22 protein-coding genes are annotated in these 20,314 nt (G+C 61.3%); 17 read left to right on the forward strand and 5 right to left on the reverse strand.

The features are described from left to right. Positions 1 to 8: 8 nt before the first annotated feature. The 9 genes from J1N02_RS20065 (at position 9) to J1N02_RS20105 (ending at position 8,297) form a co-directional block, all read left to right on the forward strand. Positions 9 to 1,010, forward strand: coding sequence for a response regulator (locus tag J1N02_RS20065; RefSeq protein ID WP_027604517.1), 1,002 nt, complete (start codon positions 9 to 11; stop codon positions 1,008 to 1,010). Positions 1,011 to 1,166: 156 nt separating this feature from the next. Further along, a protein-coding gene (gene prfB / locus J1N02_RS20070; RefSeq protein ID WP_421147656.1) for a peptide chain release factor 2 occupies positions 1,167 to 2,262 on the forward strand; the annotation gives its coding sequence in 2 pieces (ribosomal slippage) (positions 1,167 to 1,238 and positions 1,240 to 2,262; 1,095 coding nt in all). A 91-nt stretch (positions 2,263 to 2,353) separates the two neighbouring features. Beyond that, positions 2,354 to 3,856 (forward strand): lysine--tRNA ligase, encoded by a 1,503-nt coding sequence (lysS, locus tag J1N02_RS20075; protein ID WP_046071251.1) that lies wholly within the window; start codon positions 2,354 to 2,356, stop codon positions 3,854 to 3,856. 106 nt (positions 3,857 to 3,962) lie between these two features. Next, positions 3,963 to 4,679 (forward strand): TetR/AcrR family transcriptional regulator, encoded by a 717-nt coding sequence (locus J1N02_RS20080; protein ID WP_027604515.1) that lies wholly within the window; start codon positions 3,963 to 3,965, stop codon positions 4,677 to 4,679. Positions 4,680 to 4,694: 15 nt separating this feature from the next. Further along, positions 4,695 to 5,243, forward strand: a complete 549-nt coding sequence (locus J1N02_RS20085; protein ID WP_092356418.1) for a hypothetical protein — start codon at positions 4,695 to 4,697, stop codon at positions 5,241 to 5,243. 21 nt (positions 5,244 to 5,264) lie between these two features. Then, complete coding sequence (locus J1N02_RS20090; protein WP_027604513.1) at positions 5,265 to 6,542, forward strand: flavohemoglobin expression-modulating QEGLA motif protein; 1,278 nt, start codon at positions 5,265 to 5,267, stop codon at positions 6,540 to 6,542. A gap of 27 nt (positions 6,543 to 6,569) precedes the next feature. After that, a complete protein-coding gene (locus J1N02_RS20095; RefSeq protein ID WP_027604512.1) occupies positions 6,570 to 7,475 on the forward strand; it encodes an alpha/beta hydrolase in 906 nt (301 codons plus the stop codon). Then, positions 7,472 to 7,798, forward strand: a complete 327-nt coding sequence (locus tag J1N02_RS20100; protein WP_003172217.1) for a hypothetical protein — start codon at positions 7,472 to 7,474, stop codon at positions 7,796 to 7,798. Before J1N02_RS20095 ends, J1N02_RS20100 begins: the two co-directional genes overlap by 4 nt. 169 nt (positions 7,799 to 7,967) lie before the next feature. Beyond that, a complete protein-coding gene (locus tag J1N02_RS20105; RefSeq protein WP_043293396.1) occupies positions 7,968 to 8,297 on the forward strand; it encodes a hypothetical protein in 330 nt (109 codons plus the stop codon). Between the two features lie 437 nt (positions 8,298 to 8,734). On the opposite strand, the gene J1N02_RS20110 is transcribed toward J1N02_RS20105, so the two are convergent. From J1N02_RS20110 to J1N02_RS20120, 3 genes are all read right to left on the reverse strand, one after another. Beyond that, positions 8,735 to 9,520, reverse strand: coding sequence for an OmpA family protein (locus J1N02_RS20110; RefSeq protein ID WP_098480282.1), 786 nt, complete (start codon positions 9,518 to 9,520; stop codon positions 8,735 to 8,737). A gap of 55 nt (positions 9,521 to 9,575) precedes the next feature. Beyond that, entirely contained in the window at positions 9,576 to 9,986 is a 411-nt protein-coding gene (locus J1N02_RS20115; RefSeq protein ID WP_169899499.1) for a DUF4398 domain-containing protein, read from the reverse strand. Between the two features lie 297 nt (positions 9,987 to 10,283). Continuing rightward, the gene (locus tag J1N02_RS20120) at positions 10,284 to 10,628 is read right to left on the reverse strand and encodes a hypothetical protein (RefSeq protein ID WP_027604509.1); all 345 of its coding nucleotides are present in this window, start codon (positions 10,626 to 10,628) and stop codon (positions 10,284 to 10,286) included. A gap of 184 nt (positions 10,629 to 10,812) precedes the next feature. On the opposite strand from J1N02_RS20120, the gene ppc reads away from it, so the two are divergent. The 7 genes from ppc to J1N02_RS20155 all read left to right on the forward strand — a co-directional run bounded on the left by ppc (position 10,813) and on the right by J1N02_RS20155 (position 18,049). Continuing rightward, entirely contained in the window at positions 10,813 to 13,458 is a 2,646-nt protein-coding gene (gene ppc, locus J1N02_RS20125; RefSeq protein ID WP_027604508.1) for a phosphoenolpyruvate carboxylase, read from the forward strand. A gap of 299 nt (positions 13,459 to 13,757) precedes the next feature. Further along, a complete protein-coding gene (gene adk, locus J1N02_RS20130) occupies positions 13,758 to 14,405 on the forward strand; it encodes an adenylate kinase (protein ID WP_010212617.1) in 648 nt (215 codons plus the stop codon). Positions 14,406 to 14,494: 89 nt separating this feature from the next. After that, a complete protein-coding gene (gene tsaB / locus J1N02_RS20135; protein WP_027604507.1) occupies positions 14,495 to 15,181 on the forward strand; it encodes a tRNA (adenosine(37)-N6)-threonylcarbamoyltransferase complex dimerization subunit type 1 TsaB in 687 nt (228 codons plus the stop codon). A gap of 160 nt (positions 15,182 to 15,341) precedes the next feature. Further along, positions 15,342 to 15,632, forward strand: a complete 291-nt coding sequence (locus J1N02_RS20140) for a hypothetical protein (protein WP_027604506.1) — start codon at positions 15,342 to 15,344, stop codon at positions 15,630 to 15,632. Next, positions 15,632 to 16,492 carry a DUF72 domain-containing protein gene (locus J1N02_RS20145; protein WP_027604505.1) on the forward strand — a complete coding sequence of 287 codons (861 nt, stop codon included), beginning with the start codon at positions 15,632 to 15,634 and terminating at the stop codon, positions 16,490 to 16,492. The genes J1N02_RS20140 and J1N02_RS20145 overlap by 1 nt, the downstream gene beginning before the upstream one ends. Positions 16,493 to 16,519: 27 nt before the next feature. Further along, positions 16,520 to 17,347, forward strand: coding sequence for an isocitrate lyase/PEP mutase family protein (locus J1N02_RS20150; protein ID WP_092356430.1), 828 nt, complete (start codon positions 16,520 to 16,522; stop codon positions 17,345 to 17,347). Between the two features lie 3 nt (positions 17,348 to 17,350). Next, positions 17,351 to 18,049, forward strand: a complete 699-nt coding sequence (locus J1N02_RS20155) for an extensin family protein (RefSeq protein ID WP_027604503.1) — start codon at positions 17,351 to 17,353, stop codon at positions 18,047 to 18,049. On the opposite strand, the gene J1N02_RS20160 is transcribed toward J1N02_RS20155, so the two are convergent. Then, entirely contained in the window at positions 18,046 to 18,666 is a 621-nt protein-coding gene (locus tag J1N02_RS20160; protein WP_098480280.1) for an energy transducer TonB, read from the reverse strand. The genes J1N02_RS20155 and J1N02_RS20160 overlap by 4 nt on opposite strands. A gap of 96 nt (positions 18,667 to 18,762) precedes the next feature. Between J1N02_RS20160 and J1N02_RS20165 the strand changes: the two genes are divergently transcribed. Continuing rightward, a complete protein-coding gene (locus J1N02_RS20165) occupies positions 18,763 to 19,545 on the forward strand; it encodes a class I SAM-dependent methyltransferase (protein WP_092356436.1) in 783 nt (260 codons plus the stop codon). 44 nt (positions 19,546 to 19,589) lie between these two features. Here J1N02_RS20165 and J1N02_RS20170 read toward each other — a convergent pair whose 3' ends face one another. Further along, complete coding sequence (locus J1N02_RS20170) at positions 19,590 to 20,243, reverse strand: TetR/AcrR family transcriptional regulator (protein ID WP_027604500.1); 654 nt, start codon at positions 20,241 to 20,243, stop codon at positions 19,590 to 19,592. Between the last annotated feature and the right edge of the window lie 71 nt (positions 20,244 to 20,314).

The following is a 20,314-nucleotide window of genomic DNA, read 5'->3' on the forward strand; positions in this document are numbered from 1 at the left end:
GACTGCACATGAATGATTTACAGATCGACGACATCAAGACCGACGAAAACGCCGCCATGGTGTTGCTGGTCGACGACCAGGCCATGATCGGCGAAGCCGTACGGCGTGGCCTGGCCCATGAAGAAAACATCGACTTCCACTTCTGTGCCGACCCGCACCAGGCGATTGCCCAGGCCATCCGCATCAAGCCCACGGTGATCCTGCAGGACCTGGTGATGCCCGGCCTCGACGGCCTGACCCTGGTGCGCGAATACCGCAACCACCCGGCCACGCAGAACATCCCGATCATCGTGCTTTCCACCAAGGAAGACCCGCTGATCAAGAGCGCGGCGTTCTCGGCGGGGGCCAACGACTACCTGGTCAAGCTGCCGGACAACATCGAACTGGTGGCGCGCATCCGCTATCACTCGCGCTCCTACATGACCCTGTTGCAGCGCGATGCCGCCTACCGTGCGCTGCGGGTCAGCCAGCAACAGCTGCTGGACACCAATCTGGTGCTGCAACGGCTGATGAACTCCGATGGCCTGACCGGGCTGTCCAACCGCCGCCACTTCGACGAATACCTGGAGCTGGAATGGCGCCGCGCCATGCGTGACCAGACCCAGCTGTCATTGCTGATGATCGACGTGGATTTCTTCAAGACCTACAACGACAGCTTCGGCCACGTCGAGGGTGACGAAGCCCTGCGCAAAGTGGCCAACACCATCCGCGAAGCCAGCAGCCGCCCTTCGGACCTGCCGGCGCGCTACGGTGGCGAAGAGTTTGCCCTGGTATTGCCGAACACCTCGCCGGGTGGGGCACGCCTGGTGGCGGAAAAGCTGCGCATGGCCGTCGCCGCGCTGAAGATCCCGCACATCGCGCCGGCGGAAGGCTCGAGCCTGACCATCAGCATCGGCCTGTCGACCATGACGCCGGTGCAGGGTACCGATTGCCGCCGGTTGATCATGGCGGCGGACAAGGGCTTGTATACGGCCAAGCACAACGGGCGCAATCAGGTCGGTATCGAGTGACTCGAGGCCGCAGCAGATCAAAAGGTGGGAAGGGGCTTGCCCCCTCCCACATTTAACCCTGCGTAGTCTGCCTTTTCGCCAAGCGGGCTGCCGTTAGTCCCCGTTTGCCGTTATACTCGCCGGCTTTCAAAAGTTCGCCAACGAGTGCTGCCCGCCATGGAAATCAACCCGATCCTTAACACCATCAAGGACCTGTCCGAGCGCTCCGAAACTATTCGGGGGTATCTTTGACTACGATCAAAAGCATGAGCGTCTGACCGAAGTCAATCGCGAGCTTGAAGATCCGAGTGTCTGGAACAAACCTGAATACGCCCAGGAACTGGGGCGCGAGCGCGCTGCGCTGGCGCAGATCGTCGACACCCTCGATGAACTGAACACCGGCCTGGCCGATTGCCGCGACCTGCTGGACATGGCCGTCGAAGAAAACGACGAAGGCGCAGTGGGCGATGTCGTCGCCGAGTTGGCCCGTCTCGAGGAAAACCTCGCCAAGCTTGAATTCCGTCGCATGTTCAGCCACGAAATGGACCCGAACAACGCCTACCTGGACATCCAGGCCGGTTCCGGCGGCACCGAAGCCCAGGACTGGGCCAACATCCTGCTGCGCATGTACCTGCGCTGGGCCGACAAGCGCGGTTTCGACGCCACCATCATGGAGCTGTCGGCCGGTGAAGTCGCCGGCATCAAGGGCGCGACCGTGCACATCAGGGGTGAATACGCCTTTGGCTGGCTGCGTACCGAGATCGGCGTGCACCGCCTGGTGCGCAAGAGCCCGTTCGACTCCGGCAACCGTCGCCACACCTCGTTCTCTGCGGTGTTCGTCTCGCCCGAGATCGATGACAAGGTGGAAATCGAGATCAACCCGGCCGACCTGCGTATCGACACCTACCGCTCCTCCGGTGCCGGTGGCCAGCACGTAAACACCACCGACTCGGCCGTACGTATTACCCACGTACCGACCAACACCGTGGTGAGCTGCCAGAACGAACGTTCCCAGCACGCGAACAAGGACACCGCCATGAAAATGCTGCGGGCCAAGTTGTACGAGCAGGAAATGCAGAAGCGCAACGCCGCTTCCCAGGCCCTGGAAGACACCAAGTCGGATATCGGTTGGGGTCACCAGATCCGCTCTTATGTGCTCGATGCCTCGCGGATCAAGGATCTGCGCACTAACATCGAACGCAGCGACTGCGACAAGGTGCTCGACGGTGACATCGACGAATACCTGGAAGCCAGCCTGAAATCTGGCCTGTAACCCCTTGTAGGAACCGGAGGGACGCCCAGTCCTTGCCGGCGATCCCCGGCCGCAGGCCGGGGACCACGAACCTGATGGAAAATTTAAAGACATGAGCGACCAACAACTCGACCCGCAAGCCCTGCAACAGGAAGAAAACTCCCTGATCGCCCTGCGCAAGGAAAAGCTGGCTGCCGAGCGCGCCAAGGGCAATGCCTTCCCCAACGACTTCCGTCGCGACAACTACTGCGATGCCTTGCAGAAGCAGTACGCGGACAAGACCAAGGAAGAGCTGGCTGAAGCGGCGATCCCGGTCAAGGTGGCAGGTCGCATCATGCTCAACCGTGGCTCGTTCATGGTGATCCAGGACATGACCGGGCGTATCCAGGTCTACGTCAACCGCAAGACCCTGTCCGAAGAAACCCTGGCCTCGGTGAAAACCTGGGACATGGGCGACATCATCGCCGCCGAAGGCACCCTGGCCCGTTCCGGCAAGGGTGACCTGTACGTGGAAATGACCAGCGTGCGCCTGCTGACCAAGTCCCTGCGCCCGTTGCCGGACAAGCACCACGGCCTGACCGACACCGAGCAACGTTACCGCCAGCGCTACGTTGACCTGATCGTCAACGAAGACGTGCGCCAGACCTTCCGCGTGCGTTCGCAGGTCATCGCGCACATCCGTAGCTTCCTGATGCAGCGTGACTTCCTGGAAGTGGAAACCCCGATGCTGCAGACCATCCCGGGGGGCGCCGCAGCCAAGCCGTTCGAAACCCACCACAACGCACTGGACATGGAAATGTTCCTGCGTATCGCGCCTGAGTTGTACCTCAAGCGTCTTGTGGTCGGTGGCTTCGAGAAAGTGTTCGAGATCAACCGCAACTTCCGTAACGAAGGCGTCTCGACCCGGCACAACCCGGAATTCACCATGTTGGAGTTCTACCAGGCGTACGCCGACTACGAAGACAACATGGACCTCACCGAAGAACTGTTCCGCGAGCTGGCGCAACTGGTCCTGGGCAGCACCGACGTGCCGTACGGCGACAAGGTGTTCCACTTCGGCGAGCCGTTCGTGCGTCTGTCGGTGTTCGACTCGATCCTCAAGTACAACCCTGAGCTGACCGCCGACGACCTCAACGACATCGACAAGGCCCGCGCCATCGCCAAGAAAGCCGGTGCCAAGGTGCTCGGCTTCGAAGGCCTGGGCAAACTGCAGGTGATGATTTTCGAAGAGCTGGTGGAGCACAAGCTGGAACAGCCGCACTTCATTACCCAGTACCCGTTCGAAGTGTCGCCGCTGGCCCGTCGCAACGACGACAACCCGAACGTCACCGACCGTTTCGAGCTGTTCATCGGCGGCCGCGAAATCGCCAACGCCTACTCCGAGCTTAACGATGCCGAAGACCAGGCCGAGCGCTTCATGGCCCAGGTGGCCGACAAGGACGCCGGCGATGACGAAGCCATGCATTACGACGCCGACTTCGTACGTGCCCTGGAATACGGCATGCCGCCAACGGCCGGTGAAGGTATCGGCATCGACCGCCTGGTGATGTTGTTGACCAACTCGCCGTCGATCCGCGATGTGATCTTGTTCCCGCACATGCGGCCACAAGCGTAAATGTAGCGAAATCCGAAGCCGCCTTTTATAAGGCGGCTTTTTTATGTGGCGTTTTTAAGCGTCAAGCAAACAGCGCCAGGTTTTGATCTATTCAAGGATGTGTGTCGTGAACCGCGTAACCGCTCAAGAAGGTGCCGCCGGCATTGCCGCTGCCGTGGCTGAAAGCGTCCAGTACCAGGGCCGTAAGGCCAGCCGTCGGGGCAGCGAGCAACGCAGGCAAGACATTCTCGATGCAGCCATGCGCATTGTGGTGCGCGATGGCGTGCGCGCCGTGCGCCATCGGGCCGTGGCGGCCGAGGCCGGTGTGCCGTTGTCAGCCACTACCTATTACTTCAAGGACATCGATGACCTGCTCACCGATACCTTCGCCCAGTATGTTGAACGCAGCGCCGCCTTCATGGGCAAGCTATGGGTGCGTAACGAAGGCCTGCTGCGTGAGATGGTTGCCTATGGCGATGGCAGCCCGGAATCGCGCTCGCAACTGGCCGATGACATTGCGCGGCTGACCGCCGACTATGTGCTGCGCCAACTGACCAACCGCCGCGAACATTTGATGGCCGAACAGGCCTTTCGCCAGGAAGCCTTGCTCAACCCGCGCCTGGCCGAGCTGGTGCGGTCCCACCAGCAGATCCTGTTGCAGGGCACGGGACAGTTTTTCCAGGTATTGGGCTCCCGCGAGCCGCAACAGGACGCCAAGGTGTTGACGGCGATTATCAGTCGGATGGAATATCAGGGCCTGCTGGGCGGCGCAGAGCCTCTGACCGGTGAAGAGATGCTTGAGATCCTCAAGCGTTACATGCATTTGGTGTTGGCCTCGGTCTGACACCGGGGGAGTCCAATGAAAACCTGGCGTGTGGCGGTAATCGCCTTGTCGTTCCTGTTGCTCAGCGGTTGCCTGGTCACGTTCAAGGACCCGTTGCCCGCCCATGAGGCGGCGCCGGATGAGTTGCTGGGCCATTGGACCAGCAGGAATGCCTGGGGCGAACCGCTCAATCTGCGCATCAGCCGTGCCGGTGAGCACCGCTACAAGGCAGTGAGCTACCCTAAAGCCACGCCGGCCCAGCGTGATGAGTACCTGTTTACCGTTTCGCGTCATGGCAACCGCTGGTACCTGTCGGCACCGTTGCCGGCCCGGTTCGGAGGGCATTACTTCCTGGCGGGGTTCGAGTTCGACGATAAGCACGAATTGGTGGTCTATAACCTCGACCTCGAACAGATTCATCAGGCCATCGGGCAACAGGTGCTGCAGGGCAGCAGCGTGGAGACCGTCGAAGGCGCCGGCGTACGGGTCGACAGTTCCATGAGCCAGGTGTTTGCCTACCTGGATGACCCGGCCAATGCCGATGTGTTCGTTGAAGCCGTGCGCTACCAGCGTGCGGGCAAATAACGTTTAGAGAGGAAGCACCGGGTGGACGATTACCAGCAGACGATACGCAGCTTGTCCGATCGCATTGTGCTGGCGCAAACACCGATTCGCGTCCTCGACGCTGTGAAGTGGGACGACAACATTCGCCAGGGATTTCTCAAGGCCAAGGGCAAGGCCATGCCCGCCGTGGATCGCGACTACTACCTGAACCGACCGCTATCGTTCGACTCCAGTGCGGTAAAGCTGGAATTCCAGAACATCGAACGCGACATCACTCGCCGCCTCGGCCAGTTCAGCCCGGTGGGGCAGATCATGCGCCGCATGTGCCGCGAATACCGCATGGTGGTGCGCATGCTCGAAGCCCGCGGCACCGAGGACTTCGGCCTGATTTCCCAGGAGCTGTACGGCGCCGCTTCCGACGCCTTCCACGCCGGCGACCCGACCCTGGCTGACCTGGGCCTGATGCTCTCCGACTACCTGAACAATATCGACGGCCGTGGCGACCTCAAGGACGAAGCCAAGACCCTGACCGCCAAGGACGCCGTGGCCCTGCTGCAAACCCGCCTGAACAAGGTATTTGGCGAAGCCGAAGAGACCATCCGCGTGTTCGAGTCCGACGGCATCGTTGCCGATGCCGCAGCGGGCGCCGACTACATCAAGATCCGCGCCGACGCGATGTTCAACGACCGCGACGTGCGTGCGCTGGAAGTCCACGAAGGCCTGGTGCATGTCGGTACCACGCTCAACGGCCAGAACCAGCCGATCTGCACCTTCCTGTCCAAGGGCCCGCCGTCGTCCACCGTGACCCAGGAAGGCCTGGCGATCCTCATGGAGATCATTACGTTCGCCTCCTACCCGAGCCGCTTGCGCAAGCTGACCAACCGCACCCGGGCGATCCACATGGTGGAAGAGGGTGCCGACTTCCTGCAGGTGTTCGAGTTCTTCCGCGAGCAAGGCTTTGAAATGGCCGAAAGCTATGGCAACGCCAGCCGGGTATTCCGTGGCTCGGTGCCGAACGGCTTGCCGTTTACCAAGGACCTGTCCTACCTCAAGGGCTTTATCATGGTCTACAACTACATCCAGCTGGCTGTGCGCAAAGGCAAGCTGGAGCAAGTGCCGCTGCTGTTCTGCGGCAAGACCACCCTGGAAGACATGCGCACCTTGCGCCAACTGGTGGACGAAGGCCTGGTGGTGCCGCCCAAGTACCTGCCTGAACAGTTCCGCGACATGAATGCACTGGCGGCGTGGATGTGTTTCTCCAACTTCCTCAACCACTTGAGCCTGGACCGGATCGAGGCGGATTACTCCAATATCCTTTAAACGCTGTTATTCACGAGGCTTCAACGGATGAGAATCCTCGGCATTCTGTGCCTGCTACTCACATTGAACGGTTGCAGCTCCCTGCTGTTCTACCCCGAACCCGGCCTGCCATTCACGCCCGAAAAAGCGCACTTGCAATACCGCGATGTCACCCTCACCACCGCCGACGGCGTAAAGCTGCACGCGTGGTGGCTGCCGGCCAAGGCCGGAGTACCCGTCAAAGGGACGGTGCTGCACCTGCACGGCAACGGCGGTAACCTGGCCTGGCACCTGGGCGGCAGCTGGTGGTTGCCGGAGCAGGGCTACCAGGTACTGCTGCTGGACTATCGCGGTTATGGGCTGTCGGCAGGCAAGCCCTCACTGCCGGCGATTTATCAGGATGTGGACGCGGCGTTCAACTGGCTCGACCAGGCGCCCGAAACCCAGGGCCAGCCGTTGATCGTCCTCGGTCAAAGCCTCGGCGGTGCGCTGGCGGTGCATTACCTGGCGGAACACCCGCAGCGTCAAGTCCAACTCAAGGCCTTGGTACTGGACGGCGTGCCGGCCAGTTATCGTGACGTAGGACAATTCGCCCTGAGCACCTCCTGGTTAACATGGCCCTTCCAGGTGCCCTTGTCTTGGCTGGTGCCTGACGCCGACAGCGCGATCAACGCCATGCCGCAACTGACCGGCGTGCCGAAATTGCTGTTCCACAGTCTGGATGACCCGATCGTGCCCGTGGCCAACGGTATCCGCCTGTATCAGGCCGCGCCACCGCCACGGGTATTGCAGTTGACCCGCGGCGGCCATGTGCAGACCTTTGCCGACAAGACTTGGCAAACCGTGATGCTGCGCTATCTGGACGACCCGCAGCACTTCAACGGCCTGCGCCGCCTGGGCGAGATTCCGAATTACCCCATTCCTAAAGTTGATCCATCAGAGAGCCCGCAATGAGCGAAGAACGCAACATGATCCCGCTGATCCTCACCGGCATCGGCACCATCATCGGCACCGTCGGCTGCCTGTGGTACTACGGCTATTTGCACTTCGCCAAGCCTGAGGATGCGTTGCTGCTCAGCGACTTCACCATGCTCAAGACCGTGCCGGGCGAGGACTACAAGATCTCCCTGACCCCGGCCGCTCAAGTGGCACAGTGCGTCGATGGCGTGCTGGTCATGTTCGATACCGAACAAAAAGGCTTGAGTGGTGTATTGGTCAATAATAAGAAGCAGGCGGTGCGTTGCATGGGCCAGGAAACCCCGCAACTGCAGCAGTAAGCCAGCGCGTCGAGTCCGTGGGAAAACGCCACTCAGCCTGGGGATTCGTCCCTTGGTGCAGGTCCGAGTCTTCCCAGGCCGGAACCATCTCTATTTGCCCGCCACAGACTATGGACTGATCGGTGTGACTGATCGGTCCTTTTCGTTAGTTATTGTGGAGTCGACATTTATGGCAAACATCAGCGGAACACAGTCTCCAGTGAATACGGGCAGCTATGGCGCCGGCGGGAGCGGTAGTCCCGAGCAAGATCTCAAGGGGGATATTAATAGCCTACAAAACAGAATTGACCAAATGAAGTCACAAGGCTCTCAGGGCGGGAATGGAAGCGGGGGCGGAGCTAGTCTTGAGGAACTGGAGGAGGAACTGAAGAGGATGCAGGAAAAGTTGGCAAAATTGCAGCAGTCTTTAATGGGGAACAGTGGCAGCGAAGATGGTGGCAAGGGCAATGGCCAGATTCCGCAACCCGACTATCAGGGGGGAGGCTCGATCAACCCCTGATTGCCCACCCGTTGAAAAACCCGCCTGCCATAGGCGGGTTTTTGTGTATCCGGGGTCAGGTTAGCCACGGCCCGCTCAATGCCCACAGGGGGGCGGGATTTATTTGGAACCATATCGCGCAAGACGCCACAGAAAGCGGTGTAACTTACACAGTTCAGGGCCGAGAAAGTGGCGATATCTATTTTTTCAACTCCTGCGAATCCTGCAGCTCCTGAAAGTCCTGCATTACGTAACATGCGGGATATGGTCAGGTGCCATGAGGATCTGGAACGGCAGCAGGCTCGGGAGCAGAAAAAGCAACTGATGGAGCATTTGCCGAAACATGCCCATGCCCCGAAGATTGAGCTGCCAGCGGAGGACACAAACCGTCCTGTCCAATTCGGCGAGCCCAAAAAAAACCCACCATAAGGTGGGTTTTCTTATCCAGCATCAATCAATCAGTTGGCGACGGACGAGCGTGGCTTGACCGGCTGGTTATCGTTGGAGATGGTCACTTCAACGCGGCGGTTCATGGCACGGCCCGAGACGCTGCTGTTGTCGGCAACCGGGTATTCCTTGCCATAGCCGGTGGTCACGATGCGACGTGGGTCAACGCCCATCTTGATCAGCGCAACCTGCACCGAAGCGGCGCGTCGCTCCGACAGGCTCTGGTTGTAGGCATCGCTGCCTGTGCTGTCCGTGTAACCTTCAACGATCACCTGGCGATCCGGGTTTTCCTGAAGGAACTGCGCCAGCTTATTGATGTTGACCAGGCCGCTGGACTTCAGGTCGGCCTTGTTGGTGGCAAACAGCACGTCGCCAAAGGTCACCAGGGTACCGCGCTCGGTTTGCTTGGCGTTCAAGCTGTCCTGCAGCTGCTTGATCTGCGCATCACGGGCCTCGAGCAGGGCACGGGCGCGTTCGTCGCCGGCGTTTTTCAGCTTGGCTTCGGATTCGCGCAGCACGATGGTGTCTTTGGCCACTTCAACGCGCTGGTTGGTCAGGTAGGCCAGTTGATCGACCTTCTTCTGGTCTTCCTTGTCGCGGTAGGCCTTGTCAGCCTTGTCCAGCCAATCGCTGGCGTCCTTGGTTTCCAGCGCGGCAAGCTTGGTGGCTTGCGGGTTGGTTTGCAGGGACGAGAAGTTGGTCCGTGCGTTTTCCAGGTTCGCGTTGGGCGGGGTAGAGCAGGCCGCCAGGGCAACGCTCATCGCCAGCAGGGCAGGGATCATCAATTGTTTACGCATAGTCGTGTCGTCCTTTCAATTCGATATCGGGTGCAGTGCAATCAGGCGCGGCGCTTTATTTCTGCTGGATAGCAGCCGGGCGCATACCTTCCTGACGCAGCTCCTGAACAGCTTTCTGGGAATCCTTCACAGCCTGTTCGGCCTTGGCGGCCTGGGACTTGCGCTCTGCAACGCGAGCATCCCATTCAGCCTGTTCGGCCAGGCGACGCGCCTCGTCATAGTTCTTGTCGTGCATGGCGATTTCGGCTTGCTTGAGCTTGTCCTGGGCCGATTTCATTTCAACTGCTGCGTACTCGGTGCCGCCGGCGCTCACTGCGCTGTTGACCGCGGACTGAGTCACCGCGTACTGCTCGGTTGGCGGGTTGCCGGCGCAGCCAGCCAAAACGAAGCTGGTGCCGATTGCCAGCGCGGCCAATTTAAGCCCGCGCAGGTGGTTAAACGTGGATTTGGCAGTGCTGGTCTTCATCGTCTTCAACTCCATTGGATAGCTCCTAAAAACATCAAAATCCATCGCAGTCGGTGAACGGCTTGGGGCGCGGCGGTAAAGCGCGACAGGCCCTTTCAAACGGCCGTTCCAAGTGATGGCTTACTGGCTGTGACCGGAGGCTTTTTTCAAAAGTTCAGAAGAGATGGCGATTTGCCTAAAAAAATATCTGACTGATTGGTCAGGGTAAAAAATTGGAACTTTTGCCACGTGCAGGGGTACTCCGAGCCTCGACAGAGGCCCGGAATACGGGGTTCAGATGGGTGTCAATCGAGTCCGTCAGTGCTTTTGGTCGTCGGCACTGGCAGACAAATCATGCAGATAGCGACGGGACAAGGTCAGGAACCGCGGCGTAGGCCCGACGTCCTCATAGAGCGGGTCGCCCTCTTCATCGGTGGCGATGACCTGTTGCCCCTTGATGTAGGGAAAGCTGGCTTCCAGCTCCTCAAGGGCGGCGCCGATCAGCTCGCCGAGCAGTTCTTCGGTGTGGCGCTTGGGGTACATCTCGGCGATGGCTGCCAGCCGTGCAGCGGCCTCCACATCCAGATGGATGGCGTACTCGGTCTTGGTCAGGCGACCCTTGGCGTTCTCTTCCCAATGCTGGGCCAGTTCTCGAATTTTCATGGCAACCTCAATAAAGCCTGCGGTGGCGGGCGGTGATGAGTGACCAGCCGTGCGCGTGGATAAACGCGGCGGCTCACACTTGAGACTAGCTGCAAGTCACAAGGTTTAAAGTCTTGTCATAAAACGATGCCGGCGGCACTCTGACAGACCTGCGCGTCCCGGATTTCTGGCTGGAGATTGGCTGATGAGTGATATCGATGCACGCTTGCGTGAGGATGTTCACCTGCTGGGTGAGCTGTTGGGCAACACCATTCGAGAGCAGTACGGCGATGATTTTCTCGCCAAGATCGAACAGATCCGCAAAGGCGCCAAGGCCGACCGCCGCGGAGCCGCCCCGGACAAAGCCGCGGGTGATGAACTGAGCGCCAGCCTCAATCAGTTGCAGGAAGACGAACTGCTGCCGGTGGCGCGGGCCTTCAACCAGTTCCTCAACCTGGCCAATATCGCCGAGCAGTACCAGTTGATTCACCGGCGCGATGAGTCGCAACCGGCACCGTTCGAGTCCCGCGTATTGCCGGAGTTGCTGGCGCGCCTGCAGGGCGAGGGCCACAGCAATGAGTCCCTGGCCCGCCAGTTGGGACGCCTGGACATCGAACTGGTCCTCACCGCCCACCCCACCGAAGTGGCGCGTCGCACCCTGATCCAGAAATACGACGCCATCGCCGCGCAACTGGCGCTGCAGGATCACCGCGACCTTACCACTGCTGAGCGCGAGCAGATCCGCCAGCGCCTGCAGCGCTTGATCGCCGAAGCCTGGCACACCGAAGAGATCCGCCGCACCCGGCCCACCCCCGTGGATGAAGCCAAGTGGGGCTTCGCGGTGATCGAGCATTCGTTGTGGCACGCCATCCCCAATTACCTGCGCAAGGCCGACCAGGCGTTACACGCGGCGACGGGCCTGCGTTTGCCGCTGGAAGCCGCGCCGATCCGCTTTGCGTCGTGGATGGGCGGCGACCGTGACGGCAACCCGAATGTCACCGCGCCGGTCACCCGCGAGGTGTTGCTGCTGGCGCGCTGGATGGCGGCCGACCTGTACCTGCGCGATATCGACCACCTGGCCTCCGAACTGTCGATGCAACAGGCCAGCCCAGCGTTGCAGGCCAAGGTCGGCGACAGCGTCGAACCCTATCGTGCCCTGCTCAAGCAACTGCGCGAACGCCTGCGCGCCACGCGCCAATGGGCCCATACCGCGTTGAGCAGCAGCACGCCGGCGCCTGCCGAGGTGTTGCAGAACAACCGCGACCTGCTCGAGCCACTGGAGCTGTGCTACCAGTCGCTGCACGCGTGCGGCATGGGCGTGATCGCCGACGGCCCGTTGCTCGATTGCCTGCGTCGGGCCGTCACCTTTGGCCTGTTCCTGGTGCGCCTGGATGTGCGCCAGGATTCCAGTCGTCATTCGGCGGCGATGACCGAAATCACCGATTACCTGGGCCTGGGCCGTTACGAGGACTGGAACGAAGACATGCGCATCAGCTTCCTGATGAAGGAGCTGGCCAACCGTCGACCGCTGTTGCCGGGCTATTTCAAGCCATCGGCCGATACGGCCGAAGTGCTCAATACCTGCAAGGAAGTGGCCGCCGCGCCTGCCGCATCGTTAGGCTCGTATGTCATCTCCATGGCCGGTGCAGCGTCGGACGTATTGGCGGTGCAACTGCTGCTTAAAGAGTCGGGCGTTCAAAGGCCGATGCGCGTGGTGCCCCTGTTCGAAACCCTGGCCGACCTGGATAACGCCGGTCCCGTGATCGAACAACTGTTGCTGCTGCCAGGCTACCGGGCGCGCTTGCAGGGCCCGCAGGAAGTGATGATCGGCTACTCCGACTCGGCCAAGGACGCCGGCACCACCGCCGCCGCCTGGGCGCAGTACCGGGCCCAGGAGCGGCTGGTGGATATCTGCCGGGAGCAACAGGTGGAATTGCTGCTGTTCCACGGTCGCGGCGGCACCGTCGGACGTGGCGGCGGCCCGGCCCACGCGGCGATCCTGTCGCAACCGCCGGGTTCGGTGGCGGGGCGTTTCCGTACCACCGAACAAGGCGAGATGATTCGCTTCAAATTCGGCTTGCCGGACATTGCTGAACAGAACCTCAATCTCTATCTGGCCGCCGTGTTGGAAGCGACATTGCTGCCACCGCCGCCACCGGAGCCGGCGTGGCGCCATTTGATGGATGAATTGGCGGCCGACGGCGTCAGCGCTTATCGCGCGGTGGTGCGGGAAAATCCGCAATTCGTCGAGTATTTTCGTCAGTCCACCCCGGAGCAGGAGCTGGGCCGGCTACCTCTGGGCAGTCGCCCGGCCAAGCGTCGCGCCGGTGGTATAGAAAGCCTGCGCGCCATTCCGTGGATCTTCGGTTGGACCCAGACTCGCCTGATGCTGCCGGCCTGGCTGGGTTGGGAGGCCGCGTTGAGCAAGGCCCTGGAGCGCGGCGAAGGTGAACTGCTGGGACAGATGCGCGAACAGTGGCCGTTCTTCCGCACCCGCATCGATATGCTGGAAATGGTCCTGGCCAAGGCCGATGCCGATATTGCGCGCCTGTATGACGAGCGCCTGGTGCAGCCGGACCTGTTGCCATTGGGGGCGCACTTACGCGACCTATTGTCGCAGGCCTGCGACGTGGTGCTTGGCCTGACCGGCCAGTCGCAACTGCTGGCCCATAGCCCTGACACCCTGGAGTTTATCCGCCTGCGCAACACCTACCTCGATCCCTTGCACCTGTTGCAGGCCGAGTTGCTGGCGCGCTCGCGTCGCCAGGAAGCCGCGCAGGACAGCCCTCTGGAACAGGCGCTGCTGGTGTCCGTGGCCGGTATTGCCGCCGGCCTGCGCAACACCGGCTGAGGTTTTTTGCGTGTTCTCAAAGGCTTGCGCAGAAACCACGACGGCCGCCCCGAAAGGGGTGGTCGGCGTTTACAGCGCGGGTTGCACTCAGGCACACCCTACCTATGACGTACGCGTGGCGCGGGTTCCTGCGACTTTTGGCGGCTTGTGTGGTTAGGGCCCGCTGTGTATCTTGATCAGCCTTTGGCCGTTTGGGCGGCCTGGGCCCATAGTTTCATGAGCCCTATATTATTTTTACGAGATTGGCCCCACGCGGCGAATCCGAGCGTCATCTCTATAAAAAATTGAGGAGCACATCGATGCGCGTCATTCTGCTGGGAGCTCCCGGGGCCGGTAAAGGTACTCAGGCAAAGTTCATCACTGAAAAATTCGGCATTCCACAAATCTCCACCGGCGACATGCTGCGCGCTGCCGTCAAGGCCGGCACCGAGCTGGGCCTGATCGCCAAGAGCGTGATGGACAGCGGCGGCCTGGTCTCCGATGACCTGATCATCAACCTGGTCAAGGAACGCATCAGCCAGGAAGACTGCAAGAACGGCTTCCTGTTCGACGGTTTCCCACGCACCATTCCCCAGGCCGAAGCCCTGGTGAAAGCCGGCGTCGAGCTGGACGCGGTGGTGGAAATCGCGGTTGAAGATGAAGAAATCGTCCAGCGTATCGCCGGTCGTCGCGTCCACGAAGCCTCGGGCCGCGTGTACCACACCGTCTACAACCCGCCTAAAGTTGAAGGCAAGGACGATGTCACCGGTGAAGACCTGGTGCAGCGTAAGGACGACACCGAAGAAACCGTGCGTCATCGCCTGTCGGTCTACCATTCCCAGACCAAGCCGCTGGTGGATTTCTACCAGAAGCTGTCCGCAGCCCAGGGCAAGCCGAAGTACAGCCATATCCCTGGCGTCGGCTCGGTGGAAGCCATCACCGCCAAGGTCCTGCAAGCACTGAGCTGATCCTTTATCGGCTTGATAGACAACGGCCCGCTTGCGGGCCGTTGTTGTTTATACTGGCGCACTTTTTTTCGACTTGGACACCCACACCGATGAGCACCCTGCTGGCCCTGGACACCGCGACTGAAGCTTGCTCCGTTGCCTTGCTGCACGATGGCAAGGTCACAAGCCACTACGAGGTGATCCCGCGCCTGCACGCGCAGAAGCTGTTGCCGATGATCAAGCAGCTGCTTGAAGACGCGGGCACCACCCTGTCGGCCGTGGATGCCATCGCCTTCGGCCGTGGCCCGGGGGCGTTCACCGGGGTGCGTATCGCCATTGGCGTGGTCCAGGGCCTGGCCTTTGCGTTGGAATGCCCGGTGCTGCCGGTCTCCAACCTTGCCGTACTGGCCCAGCGTGCCTTGCGCGAACAGGGCGCGCGGCAGGTGGCGGCCGCGATCGATGCGCGTATGGACGAAGTGTATTGGGCTTGCTACCGCGAAACGGCTGGCGAAATGCGCCTTGTCGGCGTGGAAGCGGTACAGCCACCGGAATCGGCGGTATTGCCCGACGATGCCAGCGGTGACTGGTTCGGCGCCGGTACCGGCTGGGGGTATGGCGAGCGCATCGGTGTTCAACCCGCTGGCCAGGACGCCACCCTGTTGCCTCACGCCGAAGATCTGCTGACCCTGGCGCGCTTCGCGTTCGAACGTGGCGAGGCGATTCCTGCGGATCAGGCCGCACCGGTTTACCTGCGCGATAAGGTCGCGCAGACCAAGGCGGAAAGAGGGATTATTTGACGCCAAAAATGATGGCAATTTGAGGCAAAAGTCGCCAATCGTCAGAATTTGCCCGGGTTTTTAAACCTTTTTCAAATTATGTGTTCTAGTTATCACCAGAGCATTTGCGCGCGACGGACAGTGCTGCCAAAATGCCATTACTGATAGCGAGTTCGCGCCTATGCGTATAGATGGATTTTCCTCACAGTCGTACCCGATCAAGCGCAAGCCGCGTAGGGCAAACGCCACGGTGGACGACTCCGTCGAGGATTCGCCGGACTTCATTGAGGTCCAATCCGATGCGCAGGCCAGTTCACAAGCCCGCATCAGTGGCGTTCCCGCCCGTCAGCAAGACATGGTCTTCCCGCGCTCCATGAGCAAAAGCGTTGCCACCGCCCTGGCCAGCTACCTGACCACCGCCGGATTTGTCGAATGGGATATGGAAGTGCTGGGTCTCGACATCCACATCTGATGCGCCTGCCTTACTACCTCGGCTGCCCGTCCTGGAGTGAAAACGCCTGGCGCGAGTACCTGTACCCAGCCGACGCCCGCTCCGGCGATTACCTTGCCCTTTATTCCCAGGTCTTCAACGCCGTTGAAGGCAATACCACGTTCTACGCTCGCCCCTCGGCCGCTACCGTGCAGCGCTGGGCCGACATCATGCCCGACGATTTTCGCTTCACTGCCAAATTCCCCGGTGACATCAGTCACGGTGGCGACTTGCGCGAGCAATTGCCGGCGGCGGAAAGTTTTGTCGGTTTGATGAGCCCGCTCGGTGAACGTGTTTCGCCGCTGTGGCTGCAACTGTCGGCGAGTTTTTCGCCGCAACGCCTGGCTGAACTGGCCGGTTTTATCGATGGCCTGGAACGCCCGATGGCGGTGGAAGTACGCCACCCTGAGTTCTTCGCCAAGGGCGATGCCGAGCGCATGCTCAACCGTTTGTTGCGTGATCGCGGTGTCGAGCGCATCTGCCTCGACCCGCGTGCGTTGTTCAGTTGCACGTCGACTTCGGCGGCGGTACTGCACGCACAATCGAAAAAGCCCAAGGTGCCGCCCCGTCCGGCCGCGCTGACCCGGTTTCCCCAAGTGCGTTTTATCGGCCATCCGGAGCTTGAGGCCAATGACCCGTTCCTGGTGCCGTGGGTGGAAAAAGTCGCGGGTTGGATCGAAGAAGGCCGCACACCCTACGTGTTCCTGCACACCTCGGATAATCGCCTTGCCGCGCAACTGGCCCTGCGTTTTCACGCGCAGCTGATGGCGCGCCTGCCCGGCCTGCCGGCGCTGCCGACCTTGCATCGGGAACCCGAAGCCGAGCAACTGGGGTTACTCTAGGGCTCCTTTTCCCGCCAGGAGTCAGTCATGGATGCCCAAACCCTTCGCGCCGAAACCTTCAAGGCCCTGCATGAGCGCGACCGTGCCTTCGTGATGCCTAACCCGTGGGACGCCGGCTCTGCGGTGATGCTCGCCAGCCTTGGCTTTGAAGCCCTGGCCACGACCAGTGCGGGTTATGCGTTCAGCCTGGGACGCCCGGACGCGGAAGGGGCGTTGTCCCTGGAAGACACCTTGGGCAATGCCAGCATGATTGCCAAGGCCACCGCGCTGCCGGTGGCGGCCGACCTGGAAAACGGCTTCAGCGATACCCCTGATGGCTGTGCCGAGACCATCCTGCGGGCGGCGGCCAGCGGTATCGTGGGGGGCTCTATCGAAGATGCCACCGGCGTTGCCGTCGACCCGATCTATCCCTTCGACCTTTCCGTAGAACGCGTGGAAGCCGCCGTCGCCGCTGCCCGCAGCTTGCCATTCCCCTTCACACTGACGGCCCGCGCGGAAAACCTCCTGCATGGTCGCCTGGATCTGCCCGACACTATTCGCCGCTTGCAGGCCTACGCCGAAGCCGGCGCCGACGTGCTTTATGCGCCGGGCCTGCGCAGTGCCGAGGACGTGCTGGCGGTGGTCAAGGCCGTGGCGCCAAAGCCGGTGAACGTGTTGATGTCCGGCGGCCTGAAACTCAGCGTGGCGCAATTGAGTGCGATGGGGGTAAAGCGCATCAGCGTGGGCTCGGCCATGGCACTGGCGGCCTATGGTGAGTTCTACCGAGCGGCCCAGGAAGTCTATGAGCTGGGCACCTTCAGCTTTACCGAGCGCTCGATGCCCTTCAGCCAGGCCAATCAGTTCTTCAAGGACTGAGCCGTGCGTTTTTTCAAACTGCTGGGTGCTCTGCTGGTGCTCGGCGGCGCATTTGCCGTGGGTGTATGGCGTGGCTGGCTGCCGTTGCCGGCAGAATGGAACCCCTGGTCGCCGCTGGACGTGAGGTCCAGCCCTAACCTGTTGACTCGCTACAAGCTGGGGCGCCTGCAGGATGACCCTGTGCTGTGCGACCAAGTGCTGAAAACCTCTGGTTTGCGTGTCAGCCATCAGGCTGACACGCCCGCCGACGCTGCCTGTCCGCTGCGCAATACCTTGCGCGTGCAGGGGGCAGACGTGGCATTGAGCAGCAGCTTTCTCGCCAGTTGCCCGTTGGCCGTGGCGTTCGCCCTGTTCGAGCGTCACAGCCTGCAGCCGGCGGCCCAGGCGGTGTTCGGCCAGGCGGTGACGCGGGTCGATCACCTGGGCAGCTTTGCCTGTCGCAACATGTATAACCGTGCCGAAGGGCGGCTCAGCCAGCATGCGTCGGCCAATGCCTTGGATATCGCCGGGTTTCGCCTGGCGGATGGGCGCAGTATCAGCGTGCTCAAGGATTGGTCCGGGGAGGGCGACAGCGCGCGGTTCCTGCGCCAGGTGCGCGATGGCGCCTGTGATGACTTCAATGTGGTGTTGAGCCCGGACTACAACGCCGCGCACCGCAACCATTTCCATCTGGACATGGGGCGTTGGTGGGTCTGTCGCTAGGCCGCCAGGCGCAGGTTGTGGGTGATCAGCGGGCGTGCCCAGTGGTAGTCGAAGTCCAGCGCCTTCTGTTGCGCCAGCAATTCTTCGGTCGGGTAAGGCGTGGCCGGTGGTGGCAACAGGTCCAGTTCGAACTCGGCAATCGGCAAGTGCAGAGGGCGTGGTTCCGGCGCCGGGCCGGGCTCAGGCAGTGGCTGGCCGGCCGTCAGGACGATGGGGCGAACCCAAGCGCTTTCGAAATTCTGCTGGCGCTGCTGTGCGACGATTTCATCCTGTGGGAACGGCTCGGCGGCCGGTGGCAGCAATGCGGTTTCGAATTCGGCGATGGGCAGGAACAGTGGCTCAGGTGGCGCAATCTCGGTGTCTTTGACGTCGCACTCACGCTGGGTGAGGATCTGCGACAACAGGTCGGCACCGGCGCTGGGCTCTACCGCCGGGTCCGCCGGTGCCGGCGCCTTGGCGGCGAGCGCGTCCGGCGTTTCACCGAGCTGCTCGGCCAGCGCCCGGGCGAAGAAGTCCTGCCACACATGGCTCACCCCGGCCAGCGCTTGAGTATTGCGCAGGCCGTAGTGGTTATGGGTCGGCAGTACACCGATGGTTAGGGGGAGAATGTCTGACATTTTTCTCGGTCGACGCTCAGCTCTGGCAAAATACCTGACTGTTGTTTTTATCGGCCGTTGTTTGCCGATCCTTAATATTTTTGAGCGTAGCGATTGATGAGCGAACAACCAGCGGCCAGCCGCATCCAGGTCGAGGCCTTGGGCGAAGGTTTCCAGGCCCGGGCCGAGCAGTGGGCTGAACAGCTCGGCTTGCCTTTACAGCTTGCGGAGGCGGATTTTTCCCTGCAGGTAGGTGAGCATGGCCTGCAACTGCAACAGCTTGGTCCCGACGCGCCGGGGCCGGTGCGGGTGGACTTCGTCGAAGGCGGCGCGGCTCACCGTCGGCTGTATGGCGGCGGCAGCGGACAGATGATCGCCAAGGCCGTGGGCATTGCCCAAGGCGTGCGTCCCCGTGTGCTGGACGCCACGGCGGGTCTGGGCAAGGACGCGTTCGTGCTGGCCAGCCTGGGCTGCGAGATGAGCCTGATCGAGCGCCAACCGCTGATTGGCGCCCTGCTCGAAGATGGCCTGGCACGCGGCGCGGAGGATTTCGACGTGGCGCCCATCGTGGCGCGCATGAAGCTGCTCAAGGGCAACTCCATTGACGTGATGCTCCATTGGCAAGGGGAGCCGCCCCAGGTGATCTACCTCGATCCGATGTTCCCTCACCGTGAGAAAACCGCCCTGGTGAAGAAAGAAATGCGCCTGTTCCGGCCGCTGGTGGGGGATGATCCGGACGCACCGGCGTTGCTGGCCGCCGCCCTGGCCCTGGCCAGCCACCGTGTGGTGGTCAAGCGCCCGCGCAAGGCGCCCTGCATCGAGGGGCCCAAGCCGAGCCATGCGCTGGATGGCAAGTCCAGCCGGTATGACATTTATCCCAAGAAAGCGCTCAAGTCTTAAGCCACAAGCTGCAAGCAAAAGCGCTTTTCACTTGCTGCTTGCAGCTAACCACTTGCAGCCGCATCTCTCCTATAGGCCCGCATAAACAACCCCACCACCTCCTGCACATGGGCTTCGGCGGCTTCCTCACTCAGTTGCCCGCCGCAGCCATACAGCAGGCAGAAGTTCGCGGTGCCCTTGAGCAGGCAGAAGAAGTGCTCGGCTGCCGTAAGCGGTCTGTCGATGCTCAGCGCGCCGCTCTGGTCGATCTTGCCGAGCAGGCGCTCCATGCCCTGGAGCATGCGCATGGGCCCGGCTTCGAAGAAGATCTGTGAGAGTTTCACGTCCTGATTGCCGGTGGTCATCATCAGGCGATGCAGGTTTACCGACTCTTCACTGTTGATCAGCCGATGGAACCCCCGCGCGATATTCAACAATACCGTTTCCACCGGCATGCCTTCGGGCAGTTCGAAGTACATCACCGGCAACTGTTCCTCGCACTTGGCCACCACGGCGGCGGTGAACAAGGTTTCTTTGTCGGTGAAGTGGCTGTAGACGGTCAGTTTCGACACGCCGGCCTCAAGGGCCACGGCATCCATGCTGGTGCTGGCGTAGCCATTGCTCAAGAACAGGGTTTTTGCTGCCGAGAGGATTGCCTGGCGTTTTGCCATGTCCTTGGGACGCCCGGGGCTATTGGTGCTTACACGATTGTCGGACATTTTCACCTTTAATACTGGACTGGCGAGTTTGGTATTAATAACATACCGGCCAGTATAATTATTCCTAGCTC

The organism is Pseudomonas sp. NFX5, assembly GCF_049132125.1.
GTDB classification, from domain to species: Bacteria; Pseudomonadota; Gammaproteobacteria; order Pseudomonadales; family Pseudomonadaceae; genus Aquipseudomonas; species Aquipseudomonas marginalis.